Below are 18475 nucleotides of genomic sequence, written 5' to 3'. Positions count from 1 at the left end.
CCGGTGTCGTTCCTTCTGCTCTCATGACTCCTACGGTGTCAGCACCGTTCCCAGGGAAGGCACCCAGGGGCGGCCCGCTCGGCACCCACCCGCGTGTTCGCCTGAACCCGAAGGCCGAACCCACGAGAACACGACAATCCATCCTCGGGTTCCCGCGAAAAGCCCTGCAGTTTCCGTGAACTCGCGGGCCTCTTGGGGTGCCGGTAAGAACCGTGTCACCGATCCTGCTGGCTTATTCCGTACCCAGCGGGTCTGACGGCTCGTTGGGCAGGACAGCAGCGGCCGTCTTGACGTTCCCGGTCGCGGGTGGGGTGTGGAAATGTCGATGCAGCCGAGGCCGTGGCCGAAGGTACCTGAGCTGACCGCGCAGGTGGCACGGGCGGTGGCGGCACGGGGCCCGTACCCGTTGGCGATGCGGGTCCGTGACGAGCTGGGCGAGTTGTTCGCGGACGCCGAGTTCGCCGAGGCGTTCGAAGCCAGAGGACGGCCAGGCTGGTCACCTGGCCGGCTCGCGCTGGTGACGGTGTTGCAGTTCGCCGAGAACCTCACCGCCCGGGCGGCAGCGCATCGGGTGCGGTACGGCATGGACCTGAAATACGCGCTCGGCCTGGAGCTGGATGATCCCGGGTTCGACGCCTCGGTGCTGTCCGAGTTCCGCACACGACTCGTCGAGCACGGGATGGAGGAGAAGGTGCTCGACCTGCTGCTGACCGCACTCAAGGACCAGGGCCTGGTGAAGGCGGGAGGCAGGCAGCGCACGGACTCCACCCGCGTGCTGGCGGCGGTACGTGATCTGAACTGGCTGGAGCTGGCCGGGGAGACGCTGCGGGCCGCGCTGGAGGCGCTGGCCTGCGCGGCCCCGGACTGGCTGGTCGGGGCGGTGCCCGTTCGGGAATGGGCCGAACGCTACGGCCCGCGGACTCACTCCTGGCATCCGCCGGCTTCCACGAGCAAACGCGAGGAGATGTGGCCGTGGTCTTCTGCCCGCCGAGCACTTCCTCGATTCCGGTTATGCCTCCGCCGAGTTGATCGTGGGGATGAAGAAGAGCTTCGGGGTCACCCTGGTCACCCCGGTCCTGCTGAACAGCTCACCCCAGGCACGTGCCGGCGCCGGGTTCGACCGCACCGCGTTCACCATCGGCTGGGACAAGCGGCAGGCCACCTGCCCACGCGGGGACACCAGCACCTGGTGGAGCCCCGCCACCCAGCGCGGCACCAAGGCCATCGTCATCAAATTCGACAAGGAAACATGCCGCCCCTGCCCGGTGCGAGACCAGTGCACCCGCTCGAAGACCGGCGGCCGGACCCTCTCCCTGCAACCCCGCGAGCTGCAAGAAGTCCTCGACCATGCCCGCCTCCAGCAGTCCGGCGAACAGTGGCGAGCCAAGTACGGAACCCGCGCGGGCATCGAGGGAACCATCCACCAGGCGGTCGCGGTCACCGGGATGAGACGTGCCCGCTACCTCGGCCTCCAGAAGACCCACCTGGAGCACGTCTTCTCCGCCGTTGCGCTCAACCTCATTCGCCTCGATGCCTGGTGGAACGGCCACCCGCTCGACCGCACCCGCGTCAGCCACCTTGCCCGCCTCGACCCCTCCCTCACCGCGTGACCGAATAACGGGCTCTCCCGCGATTGGTCGTGAGGCGTGTTGGCCTGGCTCCTGAGGCAAGGGCCCGCTACGCGGAGCCGCGCTAGTAATAGCCCTTCGTGCCGTCGAGCAGCTCTCGGACGATGTCCGCGTGCCCCGCGTGCCGCCCCGTCTCCTCGACGAGGTGGATCAGCATCCAGCGGAGGTTGGCGCTGCCGGAGCGGAAGTCGGGGTGTCGGCCGACGTCGTCCGGGGAGGCCGCGGCGACGATCTCGTTGCTGCGGGCGCACTGGGCCTCGTACTCCGCGAGGAGCTCGGCGAGGGGGCGGCCGTCGGTGTGCCAGTCGGCGTCCTCGCTCGACTCGTCGAACGACGGGTTCTGCTTCTCGTCGCCGCCGAGGAACAGCACCTCCAGCCACATGTGCTCGATCCAGCGCATGTGGGAAATGAGACCGGCCATCGTCATGACCGGTGAGGTCGGGATGACCGGGCGGTGCGCGTCCTCATCGCTCAGCCCCTCGCATTTCCAGCGCAGGATCTGCCGCTGCAGGTCCAGCCAGCCGATGAGCGCGGTGCGTTCGTCCGCTTGGAGCGGGGGGCGTTCCAGTTCCGATGTCATGTCGGCGCACACTACCGGGGCGGTCGGGAGGGGACACCTGGATCTACGGGCCCTTCTGCGATTGATGATCTTCGTCACGGTTGGGGACATCGGGGTGTTGGTGCGAGTTATCCGGGTTGTGATGACTCATCAGATCCGTGCGGTGATGGCGCATCCCGCCCTCTGCGGTGTCCCGGAGTGGCTCTTGGGCGAGCTGGTCACGGAGCTCGCTGCGCGCTGGGAGGCCCGCTGCGAGTCCGAACGCCATGGCCGTCGTCAGGGTTCGCGCCGACGTGAGGCGGGGGCCGGGCCGAAGTACGAGCTGGTGTATACCGACCGGCTGCTGGCCACGCTGGTGCACCTGCGGACCGGGCCGGGAAACAGCCAGGGCTCAAGAAGGCCCAGACCGAAGGGTCTCCGGCCTGAGCCTTCTGCGCTTGCTGGAGGATAGATGACCCTCCCGAGGGTTACTTCACGTCGACGTAGTCCGCCGCGGAGGCGACCGCCGGGGTGGTGGACGTGCCTGCGAAGGAGTAGCGGAAGTAGCCGTCCGCCGTGGCCTTCGTCGTCGTCCTCAGGTTGCCCTTGCTGTCCGTCGTGACGGTCTTGAGGGTCTTGTAGGTGCTCGTGCCCTTCTTCTTGAACTGGAGCTTCACCGGCTGCCTGGTGTAGCCCCCGTACTTGTAGGTCTCCCAGTTGGCGCGGGTCAGGGCGCCCGTGACGGTGATCGTCTTGTTCTTCTTCACCGGTTCCGGCGAGGCGTTGACCGTCAGCCTGGAGTTGCGCAGGACCTTCGCCTTGGCGACGGAATCCTTGGTGATGTAGTCACCGTCGTTGGCCAGGGCGTGGGCTCTCACGGTCCAGGTCCCGGCCGTGGTGTTGTCCCGGGGGTGGATGCGCGGGTTCATTTTCAGCGTGTAGGTGCAGGTGGTCGTGGTGAAGCTCTGGCGCACGCACTTGCCCGCGATGTTGTCGGGCATCACGAGACCGTAAGAGTCGCCGTTCGGGAGGGGCGTGTGCCACATGACCGGGAAGGTCCTTCCGACCTCGATGCCCGAGTCGTCCGTGGCGGTCACCGCGATGGTGAACGTCTTCACGTCCGTGGTCCCCAGGACGATGCCCTTCCCTCCGTTGACGACCACCTTCGTGATCCTGATGTCGCCCGAGAAGTCATCCGCCTGGGCGGCCCCCGGAATCGTGAGCGCAGACAGGGCAAGGGCCCCGGCGAAGCCTGCCACGGTGGTGCGGTGATGCATGAAGGCGTTTCCCCCATGTTCCAGCGCCTCAGGAACGTCCCGAGGCGGAGCTGACAATGCCCACCCGGTACGCGGGTGGCACGGACATGACCATCAGGTCGCAGGAATGGTTGCCCGTCGATCACACGGCTGCCAGGACGAGCGCGGGGCTCACGCCATCTTCCGGCCCCGGAGTGTTCCGGCCTCGGATTACTTACTGGTGGGCTCGCGTATTCAACTGTCGCCAGTTCTCCGCGGGGTCCAGCCGGGTGGTGACCGCCAGTGGTCTCCGGCGGCGTATCGGCTCCAGGTGCCTCCGGCCTCGGACGCGGCCTCTTTGAACTGGTGGGCCAGGGCGAGCGCCTTCTCCAGTTCGGGCCGGACCTTGACGCGGGTGCTGATCTGCTCCTTGAAGATCTTGTGGCAATCCGCGCGGTGGAGGGCTTCGAGCTGGCTTGCCAGCTCCTGGCGGGCGGTCGATGTCCTCGCGTACCCGATCCGGATCGGCCGCTCGGTGCGGGGCGCGGGCATGACGGCGAGCGCCGGGCCCATGCACCTGCTCGCCCTGGTCGACCCGGTGGACGACACCTGCCGGCGCCTGATGAACCGGCAGCTCACCGTCCAGGAGTCCCGCCACCGGCTCGCCCGCGCGATCTGCCACGGCGGTCGGGGCCAGATCCGCCAGGCGTACCGCGAGGGGCAGGAGGACCAGCTTGCCGCCCTGGGCCTGGTCCTCAACGCGGTGGTGCTGTGCAACACCCGCTACCTGGACGCCGCGTCGCCCGGCTCCGCGCCGAAGGCCACGACATCAAGGACGAGGACGTCGCCCGTCTCTCCCCGCTCAAGGACCGGCACATCAACTTCCTGGGCCGCTACCTGTTCCACATCAAGGCCAGCGACCCCGGCCAGAGCCTGCGCCCCTTCCGCGACCCGACGCCGCTGAGGACAACGAGGAAGAGGCCTGACATCCCAGGCATATCCAGGACGTCAGGCCGTTCGTTCTCTGCTTGCTACCGGGCCCTGAGGCCGGGGGCGGGCGGGGTGGTGCGCGGTCGCAGGCGCTCTCCCTGCGGCCCGAACATGATCAGGTACTCGACCGGGCCGCCGGGGCCGGCGTTCGCGACCCCGTGGGGATTGCGGGTGTCGAACTCGGCGACGTCCCCGGCACTCAGGACGAGGTCCTGGTCGCCGAGTGCGAGCCACAGCCGCCCGTACAGGACGCACAGCCATTCCCAGCCGTCGTGGGAGACCTGCCGGGGCCGCGCGGGCGGCTCCTGGACGGCGGGCAGGACGTGTTTGTGGGCGTGCAGGCCCCCGACGTACCGGGTCAGCGGCAGCACCGCCTTGTCGTCGCCGAAACGCTGGAGCGCGGAGGTGCGGGGCTCGGCGGCGGGGGCGGTGCCGGCCAGCTCGTCCAGGGAGACGCCGTACTCCTTCGCCAACTGCAACACCACTTCCAGGGTGGGCTTGCGTCGGCTGGTCTCGATCCGCGACAGCGTGCTCGGGGAGATGCCGGTCGCGCGGCTGACGCCGGTGAGCGTGGAGCCGCGGTGTTCGCGCGCGGCCCGCAGCCGGGGGCCCATCGCCGCCAGCGTGGCGGCCACGTCGTCGCCTGTCACCCGCCCTGCCCCCTTCCGGACGCGCCGCTCCATCCTGTCCTGCAAGTTTGCCAGACTGGCAAGGGTAATCGCGTCGGGCGGTCGCCGCGCCGCATGATCGATGCGTACCTGCGTCCACCCGCGAACCGAGGAGAAGCCCCCATGCAGCCCGAGCCGTCCGCCGCACTCCGCCACCGCACCGTCGAGGCCCCGGCCGGGCGCCTGCACCTGGTCGAGCAGGGCACCGGCCCGCTGGTCCTGCTCGTGCACGGCTTCCCCGAGTCCTGGTACTCCTGGCGCCGCCAGCTCCCGGCACTCGCCGCGGCCGGCTACCGGGCGGTGGCGATCGACGTGCGCGGCTACGGCCGCTCCTCCAAGCCTGCGGCGACCGACGCCTACCGGATGCTGGAACTGGTGGAGGACAATGTCGCCCTCGTGCACGCCCTCGGCGAGGAGAGCGCGGTGGTCGTCGGCCACGACTGGGGCTCCAACATCGCCGCCACCTCCGCCCTGCTCCACCCCGAGGTCTTCCGGGCCGTCGCCCTGCTGAGCGTCCCGTACGCGCCACCCGGCGGCCCCCGCCCCACCGACATCTTCGGCCAGATCGGCGGCCCCGAGCAGGAGTTCTACGTCTCCTACTTCCAGGAGCCCGGCCGCACCGAGACGGAGATCGAGCCTGACGTGCGGGTCTGGCTCGCGGGCTTCTACGCCGCCCTGTCCGCCGACACCATGCCCGCCCAGGGCGAGCCCGACCCGCACTTCGTCGCCCACGGCGGCCAGCTGCGTGACCGTTTTCCCACCGGCATCCTCCCGGCCTGGCTGACCGAGGACGACCTCGACGTCTACGCCGGAGAGTTCGAGCGCACGGGTCTGACCGGCGCCCTCAACCGCTACCGCAACGTGGACCGCGACTGGGAAGACCTCGCCCCCCACCGCGGCGCCCCGATCAAGCAGCCGTCCCTGTTCATCGGCGGCGCCCTGGACGCCTCCACCACCTGGATGTCCGACGCTATCGACGCCTTCCCCACCACCCTCCCCGGCCTGACCGCCTCCCACCTCGTAGAGGGCTGCGGCCACTGGATCCAGCAGGAACGCCCCGAGGAGATCAACCGTCTGCTGACCGGCTGGCTCAACACCCTCACGGGCTGAACCGCCAGGCGCGGCCGGGGCTTCTGTACACGGAACCCCTCCCAGCTCCCCCGGCAGGTCCGGCCCATCGCTGGTGAAGGCCTCATTTCCTTCATCGAACGTCTCGCCGCCGCCAACCACGTCAAGACCGAGCACCTGCGGACCTACCTCCGCGAGCCTCCGTCGGCACGACGGAGGCTCGCCTGACTGGCGACGCCTGGCCGCCGTGACCGGCCGTGCCCCCTCGGCCCTCCGAGAGATCCTCGAGGGCACTCGGTGTGTTGCATGCGGAACTCTCATCATCCGGCGCACCAACGGCGGTTCACGGCAGACCTGCTCGCAGGCATACCGCCAGAAGGCATACCGGCAGCGGAATCCGAAACCGCAGAAGGGACGCGAGACGGCCTGCTTGTCCTGCGGCACGAAGCTGGCCCTCTCCGTCCACGGGAGACCCGCTGATGGTGTTCAGCGCGCTGCCGTCGAAAGGCATACCGCCAACGTAAGCGCGAAGAAGCCGAGGCCCTGGCCATCCCGGAACCGACCTGCGGCATCTGCGGCATCTGCGGCAACCCGCTCCGCGGCAGCCAACAACGCTGGTGCTCGAAGCGCTGCAGGCACGAGGCATACCTCCGTCGACGGGTCGACAGAGGCGAGCCCCCTCTTCCCACACCCGCCCCTGACGACTGTCAGCGGCCAGCTCACATTCCCCACGGACGGCACACACGGACGGCCAGCGGCGTCCCCAGCGGTGGCCACTTGCACTCTCAGTGAGGATTTCGGATGTTTGGTCGCCGGGCGGAACCGTCGAAGCCCAACGCGGTCGCAATCCGTCTCAGTCCACGAGGACCCGGCCCGCGTGACCGACGCGACTGCGCCGGCTCGTGGCGCAGGAGTCCTGAGAACGGGTCTTAGGATTGTCGATGTCGCCGTGGGTCGCCGCTCGCACGAGCTGATGTGCCCTCAGCTTGCGGCATGATGGGAGACTCTGATGGGCTCGTTCGATGTGCCGTTGGATGACGAACGCACCCAGCTCGATGCGTTCGTCAAGGAGTATCGGAGCGCCCTCGAGGTAACCCTCGACGGCCTCACCGAGGAGCAGGCCCGCCGCCGACTCGTCTCGTCGGCGACGACGTTGCTCGGGCTGCTCAAGCACGTCACGTGGATGCAGCGGGTGTGGTTCGAGGAGTGCGTCGGCGGCACATCCCGTTGGGAGCTCGGCTTGGTTCAGAGCCCGGACGAGTCCTTCCGGCTCGCCGACGACGACACCGTCGCCTCCGTCACGGCGGCCCACCGGGAGGCCTGCGCGACGGCCCGGGCGGTGGTCGCCGACCTGCCGCTGGACACCGTCGTGACCGGCCACCGGGCCGGGCCGCGCACGCTGCGCTGGGTGTACTTGCAAGTCCTGCGAGAGCTGGCCCACCACTGCGGGCACGCCGACATCCTGCGCGAGCAGCTACTTGCCGCCGACTGAGTTCTGAGACCGGACCTAACGGCGCAAAAGCCCGATCGACACCGAGACACCTGCGGGCATACCATCACCGCAACTACGCACCGTGAACAAACCACGGCCAGTTACCTCCCCACTAAATGGCCGCCAGTGGGACCTCCGAACTGGCCACTGAAGCTTCCCCTTGATGTTGGACACCTGGAGACTGGGACGTGAGGTTCCAGAGGAAGTAGTGCCAGGTGGGAAGCAAGAGCAACCGCAGTAGGCGGTATACGGAGGAGTTCAAGCGCGACGCGGTCGCGCTGGTTCGCTCCTCCGGCAAGACCGTCACCGAGGTGGCCCGGGAGATCGGGGTCAGCGCCGAGGGACTGCGGAACTGGGTCAAGCAGGACACGATCAACCGCGGGCAGGGGGCGCCGGGCGAGCTGACGAGCGCGGAGCGGGAAGAGCTGCGTCGGCTGCGGCGGCAGAACCGTGAGCAGGCCGAGACGATCGAGGTTCTGCGAAAAGCGGCGGTCTTCTTCGCGAAGGAGAGCGATCGATGAGCGAGGTGTACGCGTTCATCGAGGCAGAGAAGACCACCCACGGAGTCGCTCTGTTGTGTCGGCTGCTGAAGGTGGCCCGGTCCTCCTTCTACGCCTGGTTGGCCGGCGAGCAGGCCCGCGCCGCCCGCCGGGCCGCCGACGACGCCCTGGCCCACGAGATCACCGTGATTCATATCGCCTCCCGGTGCACCTATGGGGTACCGCGTATTCATGCCGAGCTGCGCAGGCTGGACCGGCGGGTCAACCGCAAGCGAGTGGAGCGGATCATGCGTGAACGCGACATCGCCGGGGTCACGCGGCGCAAGCGCCGGTCGCTGCTTGGGTTTGACGTCGGCGAATGCCTGGATGGTCGGCCACAGGCCGGTTGCGCCGGCCGCGATCGTCGCGCTGCTGGCGAGCGCGCCTTGGAGGGCTTCGGGGCGCACCGCGGCGAGGACCCCTGCCCGGCCGAAGTGCTCCAGCCCGCGAGCGAGAAGCGTTGAGCAGGGGGTACCGGCTACGGCTTGTACACGTACGGGGTCGTGGTGCTCAGAGCGGCGAAGCCGAGCCGCTGCAGGATCGGGCGGCTCTGGTCGGAGGCGTCCACCTGCAGGTAGTGGTAGCCGTGCTCGGCGGCGATCTCGGCGCGGTGCGCAACCAGCGCCCGGTAGATCCCCCGGCCGCGCCAGGCGGGTACGGTGCCGCCGCCCCAGAGGCTGGCGAACTCGGTGCCCGGGTGTAGTTCCATCCGCGCCCCGCAGACCGGCATGTCGCCGGCCATCGCGACGACCATGCTGACCGTCCCCGGGCTCTCGGCCAGCATGTCGAGCAGGCTCGGCCGCATCCAGTCCGCAGTCGTCTCGAACGCCCCCTCGTGCGCGGACAGCATGAGCTCCACGTCGGCCGGGGTGGTCACCGGGTGCAGCCGGACACCCTCGGGCAGTCCGCTGCCATCGGGAAGGTCGGCGATCCGGGCGATCATCAGGGCCTCGTCGGGCTCAGCCTCGAACCCGGCCGCCAGCAGCAGATCGCCGAGATCCTCCGGCTGGTCGTGCGAGTAGAGCTTCCACTCGAACTCACGGCCCAGCTCGGTGAAGTACTGCACCTGCTCGGCGATCGCCGGCCGCGCCGTGGCCTGGTCCAGACCGGACCAGACGACCGCGCTCCAGCCGCCCTCGACGCCGACCTGCCGCACCACCTTGCCGACCCTCTCGACCCGGGCGCCGGGCGCGTCGGCGAGGGTATCCCGCCGCATCTGACGGTCGAAGAGGGCGAGTACTTCAGAAGTATCCATCCGCGCATTTCAGCACGGGCGAGAGGGCTCGCCAAGCGGATTTCCGCCCACCTGGAGGGGCGCCGGATCAGCGGCCGCAAAAACAACGGATAATGCCATGGCTACTTTGCCGACTGCGCTGGGCGGGGCAGTGCGGCTGCCCCTGTCGGCTCGGCGAGCGCGAGTCGTCCGCCCTTCAGCTCGGGCACGTATTTGCAGATCGTGTCGCGGGAGACGCCGAGGAACTTGGCGATCGAGGAGGCGGAGTTCTCTGGGTGAGTGAGCAGGTCGCGGGCGTGGCGTACCCGTTCCTCGGTCATGACCGGCGGGCGGCGGGCGGCCGAGCCGGGCACCGCGGGCGCGGGCGGCGTCCAGGCCCTCGTTGGTGCCCTGGACGATGAGTTCTCGGATGAACTCGGCGAGGGCGGCGAAGACGTGGAAGACCAGGCGTCCGCCGGGCGTGGTGGTGTCGAGCGCCTCGTGGAGTGAGGTGAAGCCGATGCCGCGCCGGCGCAGGCCGGAGACGATGGCGATGAGGTCCTGGATGGAGCGGCCGAGCCGGTCGAGCGACGGGACGACGAGGATGTCCCCCGGCCGGAGGTAGTCGAGCACGGCTCGCAGTTCTTCGCGTTCGGCGTTCTTGCCGGACTTCCTGTCGGAGAAGATCCGGAAACATCCCGCTTCGGCGCGCGCGTGGATCTGTCGGTCGAGCAACTGCCCCTTTGTGGACACGCGTGCGTATCCCACAAGGTCACCGGTCCGTTGGGCCGGGACGGGGGCGAGAAGGTCGGCGGTGTCGTCGCCCAGAGGCTGTCGCACCTCCGAGACCGTACAGAAAAGTGCAGTCCTCACGTTCTTGAGCACGCCGACTTTTTGACACCGTTTTACGGGCATGATCCGACGTCGGTCGGGCCGTGAACCCGCATCTGCGGATCTTGCTCGCCCATCGATTTTCCGGTCGGTCTTAGCGGCCGCCCGGCGGGCAGACCCGGTCCGGCAGCCAGACGGGTAGGCCCCGGCGTTCGTTCTCGGAGAGGTCACGGCCGAGGGTGTCGCACAGCTCCTTCTTCCAGAGCGCCGGGTCGGAGGATGCCCACGGTGTTCTTGTCGACGGTGCGAAGCAGGGTCCTGCCGTCGCGGGAGACCGCCAGGAACTTCTGCTCCTCTGCGAACACGTAGGACTCGCCGCGGTCCTCGGGGTCCGCCGCGTCCTGGAACCGTATGGAGTTCCCGTTGGCCAGGAAATGCACCGAGCTGTCGTCCCGGAAGCCCTGCCGGTACTCCCAGGGGCTCAGGGGCCCCATCGGGCCGAGCACCCGCTGCGGGGGCTTTCCCGTCCGCCCGACCGACCACAGTTCCATCATGGGCCTGACACGGACGCCCTCACCGTCCTCAACGCCCTCGCCCACGCCGGCCGCCCGATCACCGCCGACTTCCTCGCCGAGTCCCTCAGCTGGAACCTCGACCGCGTCGCCGACGCCATCGAACGCGCCTGGGCCTACCCCCACCTCGCGGGGCCGTACGCACTCCGGCGCGCGGCCCCGCCCACTTCACCCTCAGCCCGCGCCTGGACGTCCTCACCGACCGGCAGATGAACTGGGTCCACCCCGCCAACCACACCGAGCCGTGGCGTCACCCGAGCGATTCGCACCACCGGCCGCTCCAGCGCGACGTCCTCAGCAGTCAGGACGCGGCCGTGCTGTTCCAGGCGTCCTACGAGGGCTCCGTCTCCACCGACCCCGAGGAACCGACCGCGGCCACCGTCGCGGGCCTGCTCGACGCCGGGCTCCTGGTCCGCACCGACGACGGCACCGCCGTCCTGGCCGACGACGTCCGGTACAGCCTCCGCCTCACCGACGCCGACGACAGCACTGCCTACTGACACGCCTCATGGCAGAACCACTGACATCCAGTGGCAGACTCCGCTGACGTCCCGATGGCAGACGACACGTCAACTCACCCTTCACATACGGGCGTTCGCTCCTGAAGCGCTCCTCTGACGTCAGATTGGCATACTTATGGACGGGTTAAATGTTTGAGTTAAACGCAAGGGTAAATTCTGCTACTGTTCAGACTGGAGGTAGAGACACATGGCATCCGAGGAAGAGCTGTTCGCGAACATCGACGCGCTGCTGGAGGAGGAGCCTCAGCTCCCGCCCCCGGCGGAGCGCGCCCGGCTGCGCGAGGCCGCCGGTATCACCCAGGTCCGCCTCGCGGCCGCGTTGAAGACGTCGACGCAGTCGGTCAAGAACTACGAGAACGGCCGCTCCGAGCCGAAGTCGCCACGCCTGGAGGCGTACCAGCGGTTGCTGAACGGCTGGGCGGCGAAGTACCCCGCCCACGGCACTCCCGCCGCTGCGCCCGTCCCGGCCGCCGCGCCGCAGCCGGTCCCGGAAACGTTCACCGGTCCGGCTGCGCCCGAGCCCGCGGCGGAGACCGTCGCGTCGGCGGAGGCACCCGCCGCCCCGGTCGCGCCGGAGCGCCCCGCCCGCCCGGCGACGTCGTCTCGCCGCCCGGCCGCGAAGAAGGCAGCCAAGCCCGCGACCGATCCACGCTTCCCGCACGGCCCGCTCGCAGTGCTGGACGGTGACGGCTCCGCGTACGGCGTCGACGGCATCGTGCTGGACTGCCCGGCGACCACCGTGCCTCATCTAGTGGAGTGGACCCTCAAGGAGTCCGGTCTCGGTGCGCCGAAGCTGCACCGCAACGGGAAGGACTCCGACCCGCTGATCGTGCTCACCGCGTCCGCGGCCGTGAAGCTCGGGCTGCCGGAGCGCCTGGAGGGCCACGAGCAGCGCCGCTCCCTGCGTCTGCCCGAGGACCACCCCGTGATCAAGCAGGTCGCCAAGGCGAAGTGGCAGCTCACGCAGCGCGGGTTCGGCCCGTGGGCGAGGATCTACCGCAAGGCCGCCGGAAACCAGCGCCAGTGCGTGCAGCTCGCCGTCCTCTCGTGGGACGCCCTCGATGAGCGGTCGTGGCCGGGGGTGTCGGAGATGGAGCCGGCCGACGTCGCCCGCGTCCTCGGGATTTACGCCCAGCGGGTCATCACCCCGCGCGGCAGCACGGCCGTGTCCGGACTGGAGCTGATGACGGCACTGCGCCCGCCGACCCGGGCCGTGCAGGACAAGGAGACCGGCAACTGGGTCTCCGGCCACAACCCCGGCTCGCTGGGCACGGACCCGATGGACCCGGCACCGCCGGAGGCCCGCCCCGAGCACCCCGTGGTCGTCCACTCCGGCTGGACCGGCGGCTTCCTGAACGAGGAGGCGTACCAGTGGGTGCGCGACGTCTCACTGCTGTCCGATGAGGAGTGCCTGCGGCCGTGGGCGGTGGGGCTCGATTTGAACACCGCGTTCCTCGCGGCCGCGGCGAGGCTGACGGTGGGGCTCTCCGCGCCCGACCACTTCCACGCCCCGACGTTCAGCCCGAAGATCCCCGGCTCCTGGCTGGTGGACCTCTCCCACGTTGAACTGGACCCGCGCCTCCCTTCGCCGTTCACGCCGGCCGGCGAGCGCCCGACGGGACCTGCCTGGTACCAGACGCACACCGTCGCCTACGCCCAGGAGCTCGGCTACAACGTCGCCCCGATCGAGGCGTACCTGCGCCGGGAGACCGGGGCGTACCTGGACCCGTGGCACGACCGGCTCAAGAACGCGTATGTCGACACGCTCGCCGACCTGGGCGTCACGAAGGACCTCACCGACACCGAGTTCCTTGCCGCGATGGAGCAGCACAAGCAGGCCGACCCGGCCCTGGCGGCCGTACTCGCCGCCATCAAGGGCACCGTCAAGGGCGGCATCGGCAAGCTCCGCGAGGGCCCGCAGGGCAAGCAGTACCGCGACGGCGAGACGTGGCCGGCCCTTCAGCGGCCGACCTGGCGCCCGGACATCCGGGCCGCCGTCATCAGCAAGGCCCGGGTCAACATGCACCGCAAGCTCAGCAACATGGCCAAGATGACGGGCTTGTACCCGCTGGCCGTGCTGTCCGACTGCGTCGTATACCCCTCGCCCGGGGCCTCGCCGATGGACTTCCTGCCGTACGCCACCTCCGGCAAGCCGCAGCCGGGCGGCTTCCGCCTCGGTCCCACCCCGGGCCTGGCGAAGCTGGAGGGCGTCCAGGAGATGGCGTGGGCGGTCGATCTGATGGAGAAGGGCCTCAACCCCGCTCGCCACATCAAGGGCGGCGACGCCGTCCTCGAAGAGGGCAAGTAGGCCGTACCCTGGCGCGCCCTCACTGGATATATCACCGAAGGAGTCGTACCCGATGAACACCACCGACGCCACGGCCTTCCCGGAGTGGCCCGCTCCCTCCGCCTCGCCTGTCCACGACCCGGCCTTGTTCGCGCGGGCGATGCGGGACATGCGTCTGACCTGGCGTGCCCGCGGCGTCCTGGCCGAACTCGCCACCGGCTACACCCCCGGGCAGGAGCCCACGGTCAGCGATCTGGTCTCCCTCACCCGTGATGAGCGCCTGGCCGCCGAGGGCCGCGACGCCTTCCGCAAGGCGGTCGGCGAGCTGCGCAGTCTTGGCTACCTCACGCCGGACGCCACCACAGCCTCCGGCGTGGGCGAGCGCCTGGTCGTGGACCTCGCCCCGGCCGCCGACGCTCACCTGATCCGCCACCGCTACGGCCACGGCGCGCTTACGGACGGGAGCTGACCGGTGGGAGAGATCGAGGACGCGATCGAGCGTGCCGACCGGGAGGCGTTCACCCGGGAGCCGCCCAAGACCCTCCAGGGCCGCATCAACTTCCTGATGAAGCAGCTGAAGACGACGCGCGCCGTGGCTGCCGAGCTGGGCGTGACCCAGCGGTCGGTGGAGCGCTACCGCAAGGGCGAGCGCAAGCACCCGCCCAAGGACATCGCCGCGAAGATCGACAGCGCCGTCCGGTCCCGCTGGCAGCCCCAGGTCCGCAAGCGCCGGCGGAAGCAGGCCGCCGCCACCGGGATCACCGTGGAGACGCGGGCCCGCTTCGGCTACACCGCGCCGATCGGCACCACCGACGACGGCCGCTTCCGCCGCCTCACTGTCCGCCTCCCCGCGACGTACGCGCAGCGCCTGTTCGACGCCCGCGACGCCGGGGCCAGCGACCAGGAGATGCGTGGGATCATCGCCGAAGGCTTTAAGGACGTTTATTTCCAGGACGGCGGGAACCGGGCCATGGGGCTGTCGGACGTGGCCATTAACGACATCGACTACCTGGATCTCGACTACTGAATTCGGAGCCCTTTTTATGGCGAGCATCAACTACCGGGACTGAGCGGCTGAGTTGGCCCTTCAGCGCTTGAGTTGGCCTGGCTGAGCGTCGTTGTCGGCCCGCAGGGCAGCGGTCGGTGCGCTGACCCGGACGAGGCTCGATGGACAGGCGGGACATACGCCAATCGTCCCAGTTCTCTTTTCTTGCGGAGTGACGGCTGACTATGGTCATAGGGGGCTCGGGGCCGCCGCGGCGGGCCCTGCTGCACCGTTGCCGGGTCGCGGGGCCGGGGCGCGGTGGGGTTCAGGCCTACGACCTGCGGGCGTCCCACGCGGCGAGGACCGCGTCGTGCTTGTCCTTGTCCAAGCCGACGGGAATTTTCCCCTGAAGGTACTTGGGCCGCGGATACCCGCCCTCGCTGAGCGCTCGCCAGGTGTCCGCGACGGTATCGGCGACCGGGCGGCAGCGCAGACCTGTGGCCAGGGCCTTGGCCGAGGAAGCAGTCCAGGTACGTCGATCACACAGTCCCGGGTCCGCCCCTCCACCAGCGCACGCAAGGCGGCTTCGTTCCCTCGGTCGCCCTGGACCGCCTCCGCGCCCGAGGGCGTCGGGCCCGCCTGTCCGCGGTTGAACAACGTCACCTCGTGACCACGACGCAGCGCCTCGTCTGCAAGCGCACGGCCCAGGAAGATGAACTTGCCAAGATCCCCATGCACTGGCGTTGAGCAGGCTCCGTGTCGGCCAACCCGATCACGCTTCATCTATCTCGAAAGGTCGCGGCAGCGGGCCGACACAACGCTGAGCCGGGCCAACTCAAGCCCTGAAGGGCCAACTCGGCCGCTCAGTCACAATTACCCGGCTGCCGTCTCGGCGCTGGTGTGGCTGCGCATCGGCTCGTCGCGGCGTGAGAGGCGCCGACGCTGGCGGCTCAGCCGACCCCCGGCCGTCGCCACAGGTCGATGGGTACGTGCCGCACCGCCCGCCCCGCCTCGTCGAGGATCCAGCCCATGCGCTTGGGATTGCCGAGCGTGAGGGAGCGGTCGGCCACAGCGATCTCCGGAAAGCGCTCGGCGATGTACGACTCCAGGCGCAGCACGTCGGGGGTGGAGCGCACCCAGACGTTGATCACCAGGTTGTGGTTCGAGGTGGTCGCCGCGCACATCCGCACCTCCGGCAGCGCGGCCAGCGCGGGGCCGACCCGGGCCAGCGCATCGGAGGGCACGTTCGCATGGAAGGTGGCGAACACGGGATACGGCGAGTAGGTGTGGGCCACCTCGCAGCGCGGCAGCGCGGCCCCCGTACGCACCATCCACGCCACCCGGCGCCGCACCGTCGACTCACTCATTCCCGTACGCCGGGCCAATTCGCCGTATCCGGCGCGCCCGTCGGCGCCGAGTGCGAGCAGCAGCTCCCGGTCGGCCTCGGCCGGTGCGGGATCGACGTCACCCACCGCGGGGGGCGCCCCGGAGCGGACCGCCTCGCGCTGGTCGCGGCTGATGGCACGAATGTCCCAGCGGGAGCCCTCCGTGAAGAACCGGGTGACGATCCGGCTGTGTGTGGCACGCACCCCGGGCAGTCTCCCGAGGACCTCGGTGTGCAGCCGGGAGAGGTCGGCCAGCGAGTCCACCATGACGTTGAGGGACAGGTCGTGGTGGCCCGCTGTGTGCTCGATGCTGGTGATCTGCGGTTGCTCGGCAAGCGCGGCCGAGATTGCTGGGATGTGGCCGGGTTCGCAGTTCACGTCGACGATGGCGACACAGTGGTGGTGGTTGACGAAGGCTCCGCCGTACGCGGTCACCCAGACCAGGCCCTGGGCGCGCAGCCGCTCCCAGCGCCGCGCCGCCGTCACCGGGCTGACCTCGATGGCCCTTCCTACCCGCGCCCAGGACGCGCGGGGCGCGGTCTGGAGCGCATTGACCAGGGAAAGATCCAGCTCGTCCAGCAAGCCGGTGGCGGAATCGGTCACTGTGGCATCTCTCCTGAATGAATTATGCAGAAATCCATGGGGTGCACTCCAGGAGTTTCAAGCTCCTTCTGTGATTTGGCAACGGCCGCCGGCCGTCCGCCACGGTGGCTGTCCCTCTCTCGGCAGCCGACCACCGACTCGCGACATGTCTCGGAGTTCGCTATGCGCCTTCCGTGGTTGCTGACCGCCGTGCCTGTAGTGGCCCTGCTGTCAGCTGTCTGGCTGCCTTTCGTCAACGGACCGCACTTGTGGTTCGGCATGCCGTCCCTGCTGGTCTGGTCCGTCGTCTGGGTCCTCGCCCTGACCCCTGCCCTCGCCTTCGTCGAGCGGCGCCGCACCGCGCTCGCTGCCGACCCCCACAATCTCCGGGAGGAGCGCCGATGAGCACCGTCCTCGTCGTCTGCGTCGTCGGCATAGTCGTCATCGGCCTACTCGGCATGATGGGCCGTCGCAAGCCCGCCGCCAATCTTGAGGAGTGGAGCGTCGGAGGCCGTAACTTCGGCGCCCTGACCACGTGGTTCCTGCAGGCTGGGGAGATCTACACGACCTTCACGTTCCTGGGCCTCGCGGGCCTCGCCTTCAGCTCCGGTGTCGCGGTCGTCTACGCCCTGCCGTACCTGCCCATCGCCTACGTCGGCCTCTACGTCATCAGTCCGATCGTGTGGCGCATCGGGCGCGAACGCGGCCATGTCACGCAAGGCGACTTCTTCGCCGATCGCTACCGCAGTCCCCTGCTCGGCACCGTTACCGCTGTCTTCGGCGTGCTCTTCCTGCTGCCCTATCTGCAACTGCAGATCACCGGACTCGGCCTGGTCGTCGAACTCGCCACCGGAAAGGACAACGTCGGAACCCCCGCGATGATCCTCGCCTCGGTGCTCATCGCTGCCTTCGTGTTGTGGTCCGGCATCCACGGTGTCGCCAGGACCGCGTACTTCAAGGACGCCCTGATGCTGGTCGTCCTGATCGTCCTGCTCGTCGCCGTCCCCGCCCACTTTCATGGCGGGCTCGGCAGCCTCGGCGGTGAACTGCGCTCCCACCACAGTGAGCTGCTCAGCGTCCCGTACAGTGGCCCGCACGGCGCCGTCTGGTTCTTCACCGCGATGCTGACCAGTCTGTTCAGCGTGCTGTTCATGACGATGCCTCAAAACTGGCCCGCGGTCATGGCCGCCGACTCCGAGCGCGCCCTGCGTAAGAACAGCATCTGGATGCCCGTCTACGGCGCTACTCAGGCCATCCCGATCGTCGTAGGTTTTGTCGCGATCACCGCGCTCTCGGCTCCCGTGAACGGGAACAACGGAGTCCTGCTCACCCTGGTCGCCCAGGCGCTGCCCGCTTGGCTCGTGGGCGTCGTGGCTGTCGCGGCGGCCGCCACTGCCATGGTCCCGGCCGCCGCCATCGTGCTCGGCATGTCGACCATGGTGGCCCGCAATGTGCTGCGCGTACAGGACCGCCGTCGCGCGCTCATCGTCAACCACACCACGGTGGTGGCCGGTGTCGGGGTCGCCCTCGTCCTGGGTATCGCCCGGCCTGATGCTCTCGCCAACCTGCTCCTGCTCACCTACAGCGGCCTCGCCCAGATGGCCCCGGCGACGGCCGCCGCCCTGACCAGGCGCCCATTGCTACGCGCACCGTCGGCGGGGGCGGGCATTGTCGCCGGCGAGGCCGTCCTCATCTGGCTGACCTTCGGCGGCATCTACGACGGTCCGGTCAGCCACGGTCTCATCTCCCTGGCGGTCAACGTCCTGGTGGCAGTGGTGACCGAGGCGGTCTCGCGCCTGCGGGGCAGCCGTGCCGCCGAGGAGGAGCGGGAGGCCCCGACGCCGGCCCCGACACCCGTGCGCTGACCTTGCAGTCCCTTCCCGAAGACGCACCGTCACGAGCGACCGTCCGCCGGACGTCGCCACACCACCGCACCGCCCC

Annotated in this window: 18 protein-coding genes and 3 pseudogenes; 13 read left to right on the top strand and 8 right to left on the bottom strand. The window is 69.3% G+C overall.

All coding sequences use genetic code 11. The annotated features are described in order from the left end of the window. Nucleotides 1-319 precede the first annotated feature (319 nt). Together OG936_RS38610 and OG936_RS38605 are read left to right on the top strand one after the other, a co-directional pair. Nucleotides 320-637, top strand: a pseudogene (locus OG936_RS38610) (transposase); the annotation flags it as partial. A gap of 400 nt (nt 638-1037) precedes the next feature. Beyond that, nucleotides 1038-1610, top strand: a complete 573-nt coding sequence (locus OG936_RS38605; protein WP_406500832.1) for a transposase — start codon at nt 1038-1040, stop codon at nt 1608-1610. A gap of 82 nt (nt 1611-1692) precedes the next feature. Here the strand turns inward: OG936_RS38605 and OG936_RS38600 are convergent, their stop codons facing one another. From OG936_RS38600 to OG936_RS38590, 3 genes are all read right to left on the bottom strand, one after another. Then, on the bottom strand, nt 1693-2208 hold the full coding sequence (locus OG936_RS38600; RefSeq protein WP_331755278.1) for a DinB family protein: 516 nt from the start codon (nt 2206-2208) through the stop codon (nt 1693-1695). Between the two features lie 446 nt (nt 2209-2654). Then, the gene (locus OG936_RS38595; RefSeq protein WP_331755276.1) at nt 2655-3443 is read right to left on the bottom strand and encodes a calcium-binding protein; all 789 of its coding nucleotides are present in this window, start codon (nt 3441-3443) and stop codon (nt 2655-2657) included. 213 nt (nt 3444-3656) lie between these two features. Further along, nucleotides 3657-3953 (bottom strand): recombinase family protein, encoded by a 297-nt coding sequence (locus OG936_RS38590; RefSeq protein WP_406500885.1) that lies wholly within the window; start codon nt 3951-3953, stop codon nt 3657-3659. A 19-nt stretch (nt 3954-3972) separates the two neighbouring features. On the opposite strand from OG936_RS38590, the pseudogene OG936_RS38585 reads away from it, so the two are divergent. Next, a pseudogene (locus tag OG936_RS38585) lies at nt 3973-4355 on the top strand (Tn3 family transposase); the annotation flags it as partial. A 77-nt stretch (nt 4356-4432) separates the two neighbouring features. Here the strand turns inward: OG936_RS38585 and OG936_RS38580 are convergent. After that, complete coding sequence (locus OG936_RS38580) at nt 4433-5041, bottom strand: helix-turn-helix transcriptional regulator (RefSeq protein ID WP_331755275.1); 609 nt, start codon at nt 5039-5041, stop codon at nt 4433-4435. Nucleotides 5042-5182: 141 nt separating this feature from the next. Here OG936_RS38580 and OG936_RS38575 point away from each other — a divergent pair, with 141 nt between their 5' ends. From OG936_RS38575 to OG936_RS38560, 4 genes are all read left to right on the top strand, one after another. Then, on the top strand, nt 5183-6169 hold the full coding sequence (locus OG936_RS38575; protein WP_331755274.1) for an alpha/beta hydrolase: 987 nt from the start codon (nt 5183-5185) through the stop codon (nt 6167-6169). A 967-nt stretch (nt 6170-7136) separates the two neighbouring features. Then, the gene (locus OG936_RS38570) at nt 7137-7619 is read left to right on the top strand and encodes a DinB family protein (protein WP_331755273.1); all 483 of its coding nucleotides are present in this window, start codon (nt 7137-7139) and stop codon (nt 7617-7619) included. Nucleotides 7620-7834: 215 nt separating this feature from the next. Then, nucleotides 7835-8140 carry a transposase gene (locus OG936_RS38565; RefSeq protein ID WP_331755272.1) on the top strand — a complete coding sequence of 102 codons (306 nt, stop codon included), beginning with the start codon at nt 7835-7837 and terminating at the stop codon, nt 8138-8140. Next, nucleotides 8137-8622: an IS3 family transposase gene (locus tag OG936_RS38560; RefSeq protein ID WP_331755271.1), complete on the top strand. Its 486-nt coding sequence runs from the start codon at nt 8137-8139 to the stop codon at nt 8620-8622. The genes OG936_RS38565 and OG936_RS38560 overlap by 4 nt, the downstream gene beginning before the upstream one ends. Nucleotides 8623-8636: 14 nt before the next feature. On the opposite strand, the gene OG936_RS38555 is transcribed toward OG936_RS38560, so the two are convergent. The 3 genes and pseudogenes from OG936_RS38555 to OG936_RS38545 form a co-directional block, all read right to left on the bottom strand. Further along, a complete protein-coding gene (locus OG936_RS38555; protein ID WP_331755270.1) occupies nt 8637-9413 on the bottom strand; it encodes a GNAT family N-acetyltransferase in 777 nt (258 codons plus the stop codon). Nucleotides 9414-9514: 101 nt separating this feature from the next. After that, nucleotides 9515-10199 (bottom strand): annotated as a pseudogene (locus OG936_RS38550) (recombinase family protein). A 230-nt stretch (nt 10200-10429) separates the two neighbouring features. Beyond that, the gene (locus OG936_RS38545) at nt 10430-10900 is read right to left on the bottom strand and encodes a hypothetical protein (RefSeq protein ID WP_331755269.1); all 471 of its coding nucleotides are present in this window, start codon (nt 10898-10900) and stop codon (nt 10430-10432) included. Between the two features lie 83 nt (nt 10901-10983). Here OG936_RS38545 and OG936_RS38540 point away from each other — a divergent pair, with 83 nt between their 5' ends. The 4 genes from OG936_RS38540 (at nt 10984) to tpg (ending at nt 14609) form a co-directional block, all read left to right on the top strand. Then, nucleotides 10984-11274 carry a hypothetical protein gene (locus OG936_RS38540; protein WP_331755268.1) on the top strand — a complete coding sequence of 97 codons (291 nt, stop codon included), beginning with the start codon at nt 10984-10986 and terminating at the stop codon, nt 11272-11274. 208 nt (nt 11275-11482) lie between these two features. Further along, entirely contained in the window at nt 11483-13603 is a 2121-nt protein-coding gene (tap, locus tag OG936_RS38535; RefSeq protein WP_331755267.1) for a telomere-associated protein Tap, read from the top strand. A gap of 52 nt (nt 13604-13655) precedes the next feature. Further along, on the top strand, nt 13656-14051 hold the full coding sequence (locus OG936_RS38530; RefSeq protein WP_331755266.1) for a hypothetical protein: 396 nt from the start codon (nt 13656-13658) through the stop codon (nt 14049-14051). A 3-nt stretch (nt 14052-14054) separates the two neighbouring features. Then, entirely contained in the window at nt 14055-14609 is a 555-nt protein-coding gene (gene tpg, locus OG936_RS38525; protein WP_331755265.1) for a telomere-protecting terminal protein Tpg, read from the top strand. Between the two features lie 908 nt (nt 14610-15517). On the opposite strand, the gene OG936_RS38520 is transcribed toward tpg, so the two are convergent. Next, on the bottom strand, nt 15518-16555 hold the full coding sequence (locus OG936_RS38520) for an AsnC family transcriptional regulator (protein WP_331755264.1): 1038 nt from the start codon (nt 16553-16555) through the stop codon (nt 15518-15520). A 162-nt stretch (nt 16556-16717) separates the two neighbouring features. Between OG936_RS38520 and OG936_RS38515 the strand changes: the two genes are divergently transcribed. Both OG936_RS38515 and OG936_RS38510 read left to right on the top strand, forming a co-directional pair. Further along, the gene (locus OG936_RS38515; protein WP_406500827.1) at nt 16718-16939 is read left to right on the top strand and encodes a hypothetical protein; all 222 of its coding nucleotides are present in this window, start codon (nt 16718-16720) and stop codon (nt 16937-16939) included. Then, nucleotides 16936-18399: a sodium:solute symporter family transporter gene (locus tag OG936_RS38510; RefSeq protein ID WP_331755262.1), complete on the top strand. Its 1464-nt coding sequence runs from the start codon at nt 16936-16938 to the stop codon at nt 18397-18399. Before OG936_RS38515 ends, OG936_RS38510 begins: the two co-directional genes overlap by 4 nt. The last annotated feature ends 76 nt before the right edge of the window (nt 18400-18475 follow it).

Origin of the sequence: Streptomyces sp. NBC_00846 (genome assembly GCF_045207325.1) — a bacterium.
Lineage (GTDB): Bacteria > Actinomycetota > Actinomycetes > Streptomycetales > Streptomycetaceae > Streptomyces.
Note: the sequence above shows the minus strand (reverse complement) of the source record. Positions and strands in the feature narration are given on the sequence as shown.

Excerpts from the sequence above, each read along its gene's own strand:
- OG936_RS38555 (WP_331755270.1), bottom strand. The coding sequence starts at position 9,413 with ATGGATACTTCTGAAGTACTCGCCCTCTTCGACCGTCAGATGCGGCGG.
- OG936_RS38560 (WP_331755271.1), top strand. The coding sequence starts at position 8,137 with ATGAGCGAGGTGTACGCGTTCATCGAGGCAGAGAAGACCACCCACGGA.
- OG936_RS38595 (WP_331755276.1), bottom strand. The coding sequence starts at position 3,443 with ATGCATCACCGCACCACCGTGGCAGGCTTCGCCGGGGCCCTTGCCCTG.
- OG936_RS38600 (WP_331755278.1), bottom strand. The coding sequence starts at position 2,208 with ATGACATCGGAACTGGAACGCCCCCCGCTCCAAGCGGACGAACGCACC.
- OG936_RS38590 (WP_406500885.1), bottom strand. The coding sequence starts at position 3,953 with ATGCCCGCGCCCCGCACCGAGCGGCCGATCCGGATCGGGTACGCGAGG.
- OG936_RS38540 (WP_331755268.1), top strand. The coding sequence starts at position 10,984 with ATGAACTGGGTCCACCCCGCCAACCACACCGAGCCGTGGCGTCACCCG.
- OG936_RS38570 (WP_331755273.1), top strand. The coding sequence starts at position 7,137 with ATGGGCTCGTTCGATGTGCCGTTGGATGACGAACGCACCCAGCTCGAT.
- OG936_RS38510 (WP_331755262.1), top strand. The coding sequence starts at position 16,936 with ATGAGCACCGTCCTCGTCGTCTGCGTCGTCGGCATAGTCGTCATCGGC.
- tap (WP_331755267.1), top strand. The coding sequence starts at position 11,483 with ATGGCATCCGAGGAAGAGCTGTTCGCGAACATCGACGCGCTGCTGGAG.
- OG936_RS38515 (WP_406500827.1), top strand. The coding sequence starts at position 16,718 with ATGCGCCTTCCGTGGTTGCTGACCGCCGTGCCTGTAGTGGCCCTGCTG.
- OG936_RS38530 (WP_331755266.1), top strand. The coding sequence starts at position 13,656 with ATGAACACCACCGACGCCACGGCCTTCCCGGAGTGGCCCGCTCCCTCC.
- OG936_RS38575 (WP_331755274.1), top strand. The coding sequence starts at position 5,183 with ATGCAGCCCGAGCCGTCCGCCGCACTCCGCCACCGCACCGTCGAGGCC.
- OG936_RS38605 (WP_406500832.1), top strand. The coding sequence starts at position 1,038 with ATGAAGAAGAGCTTCGGGGTCACCCTGGTCACCCCGGTCCTGCTGAAC.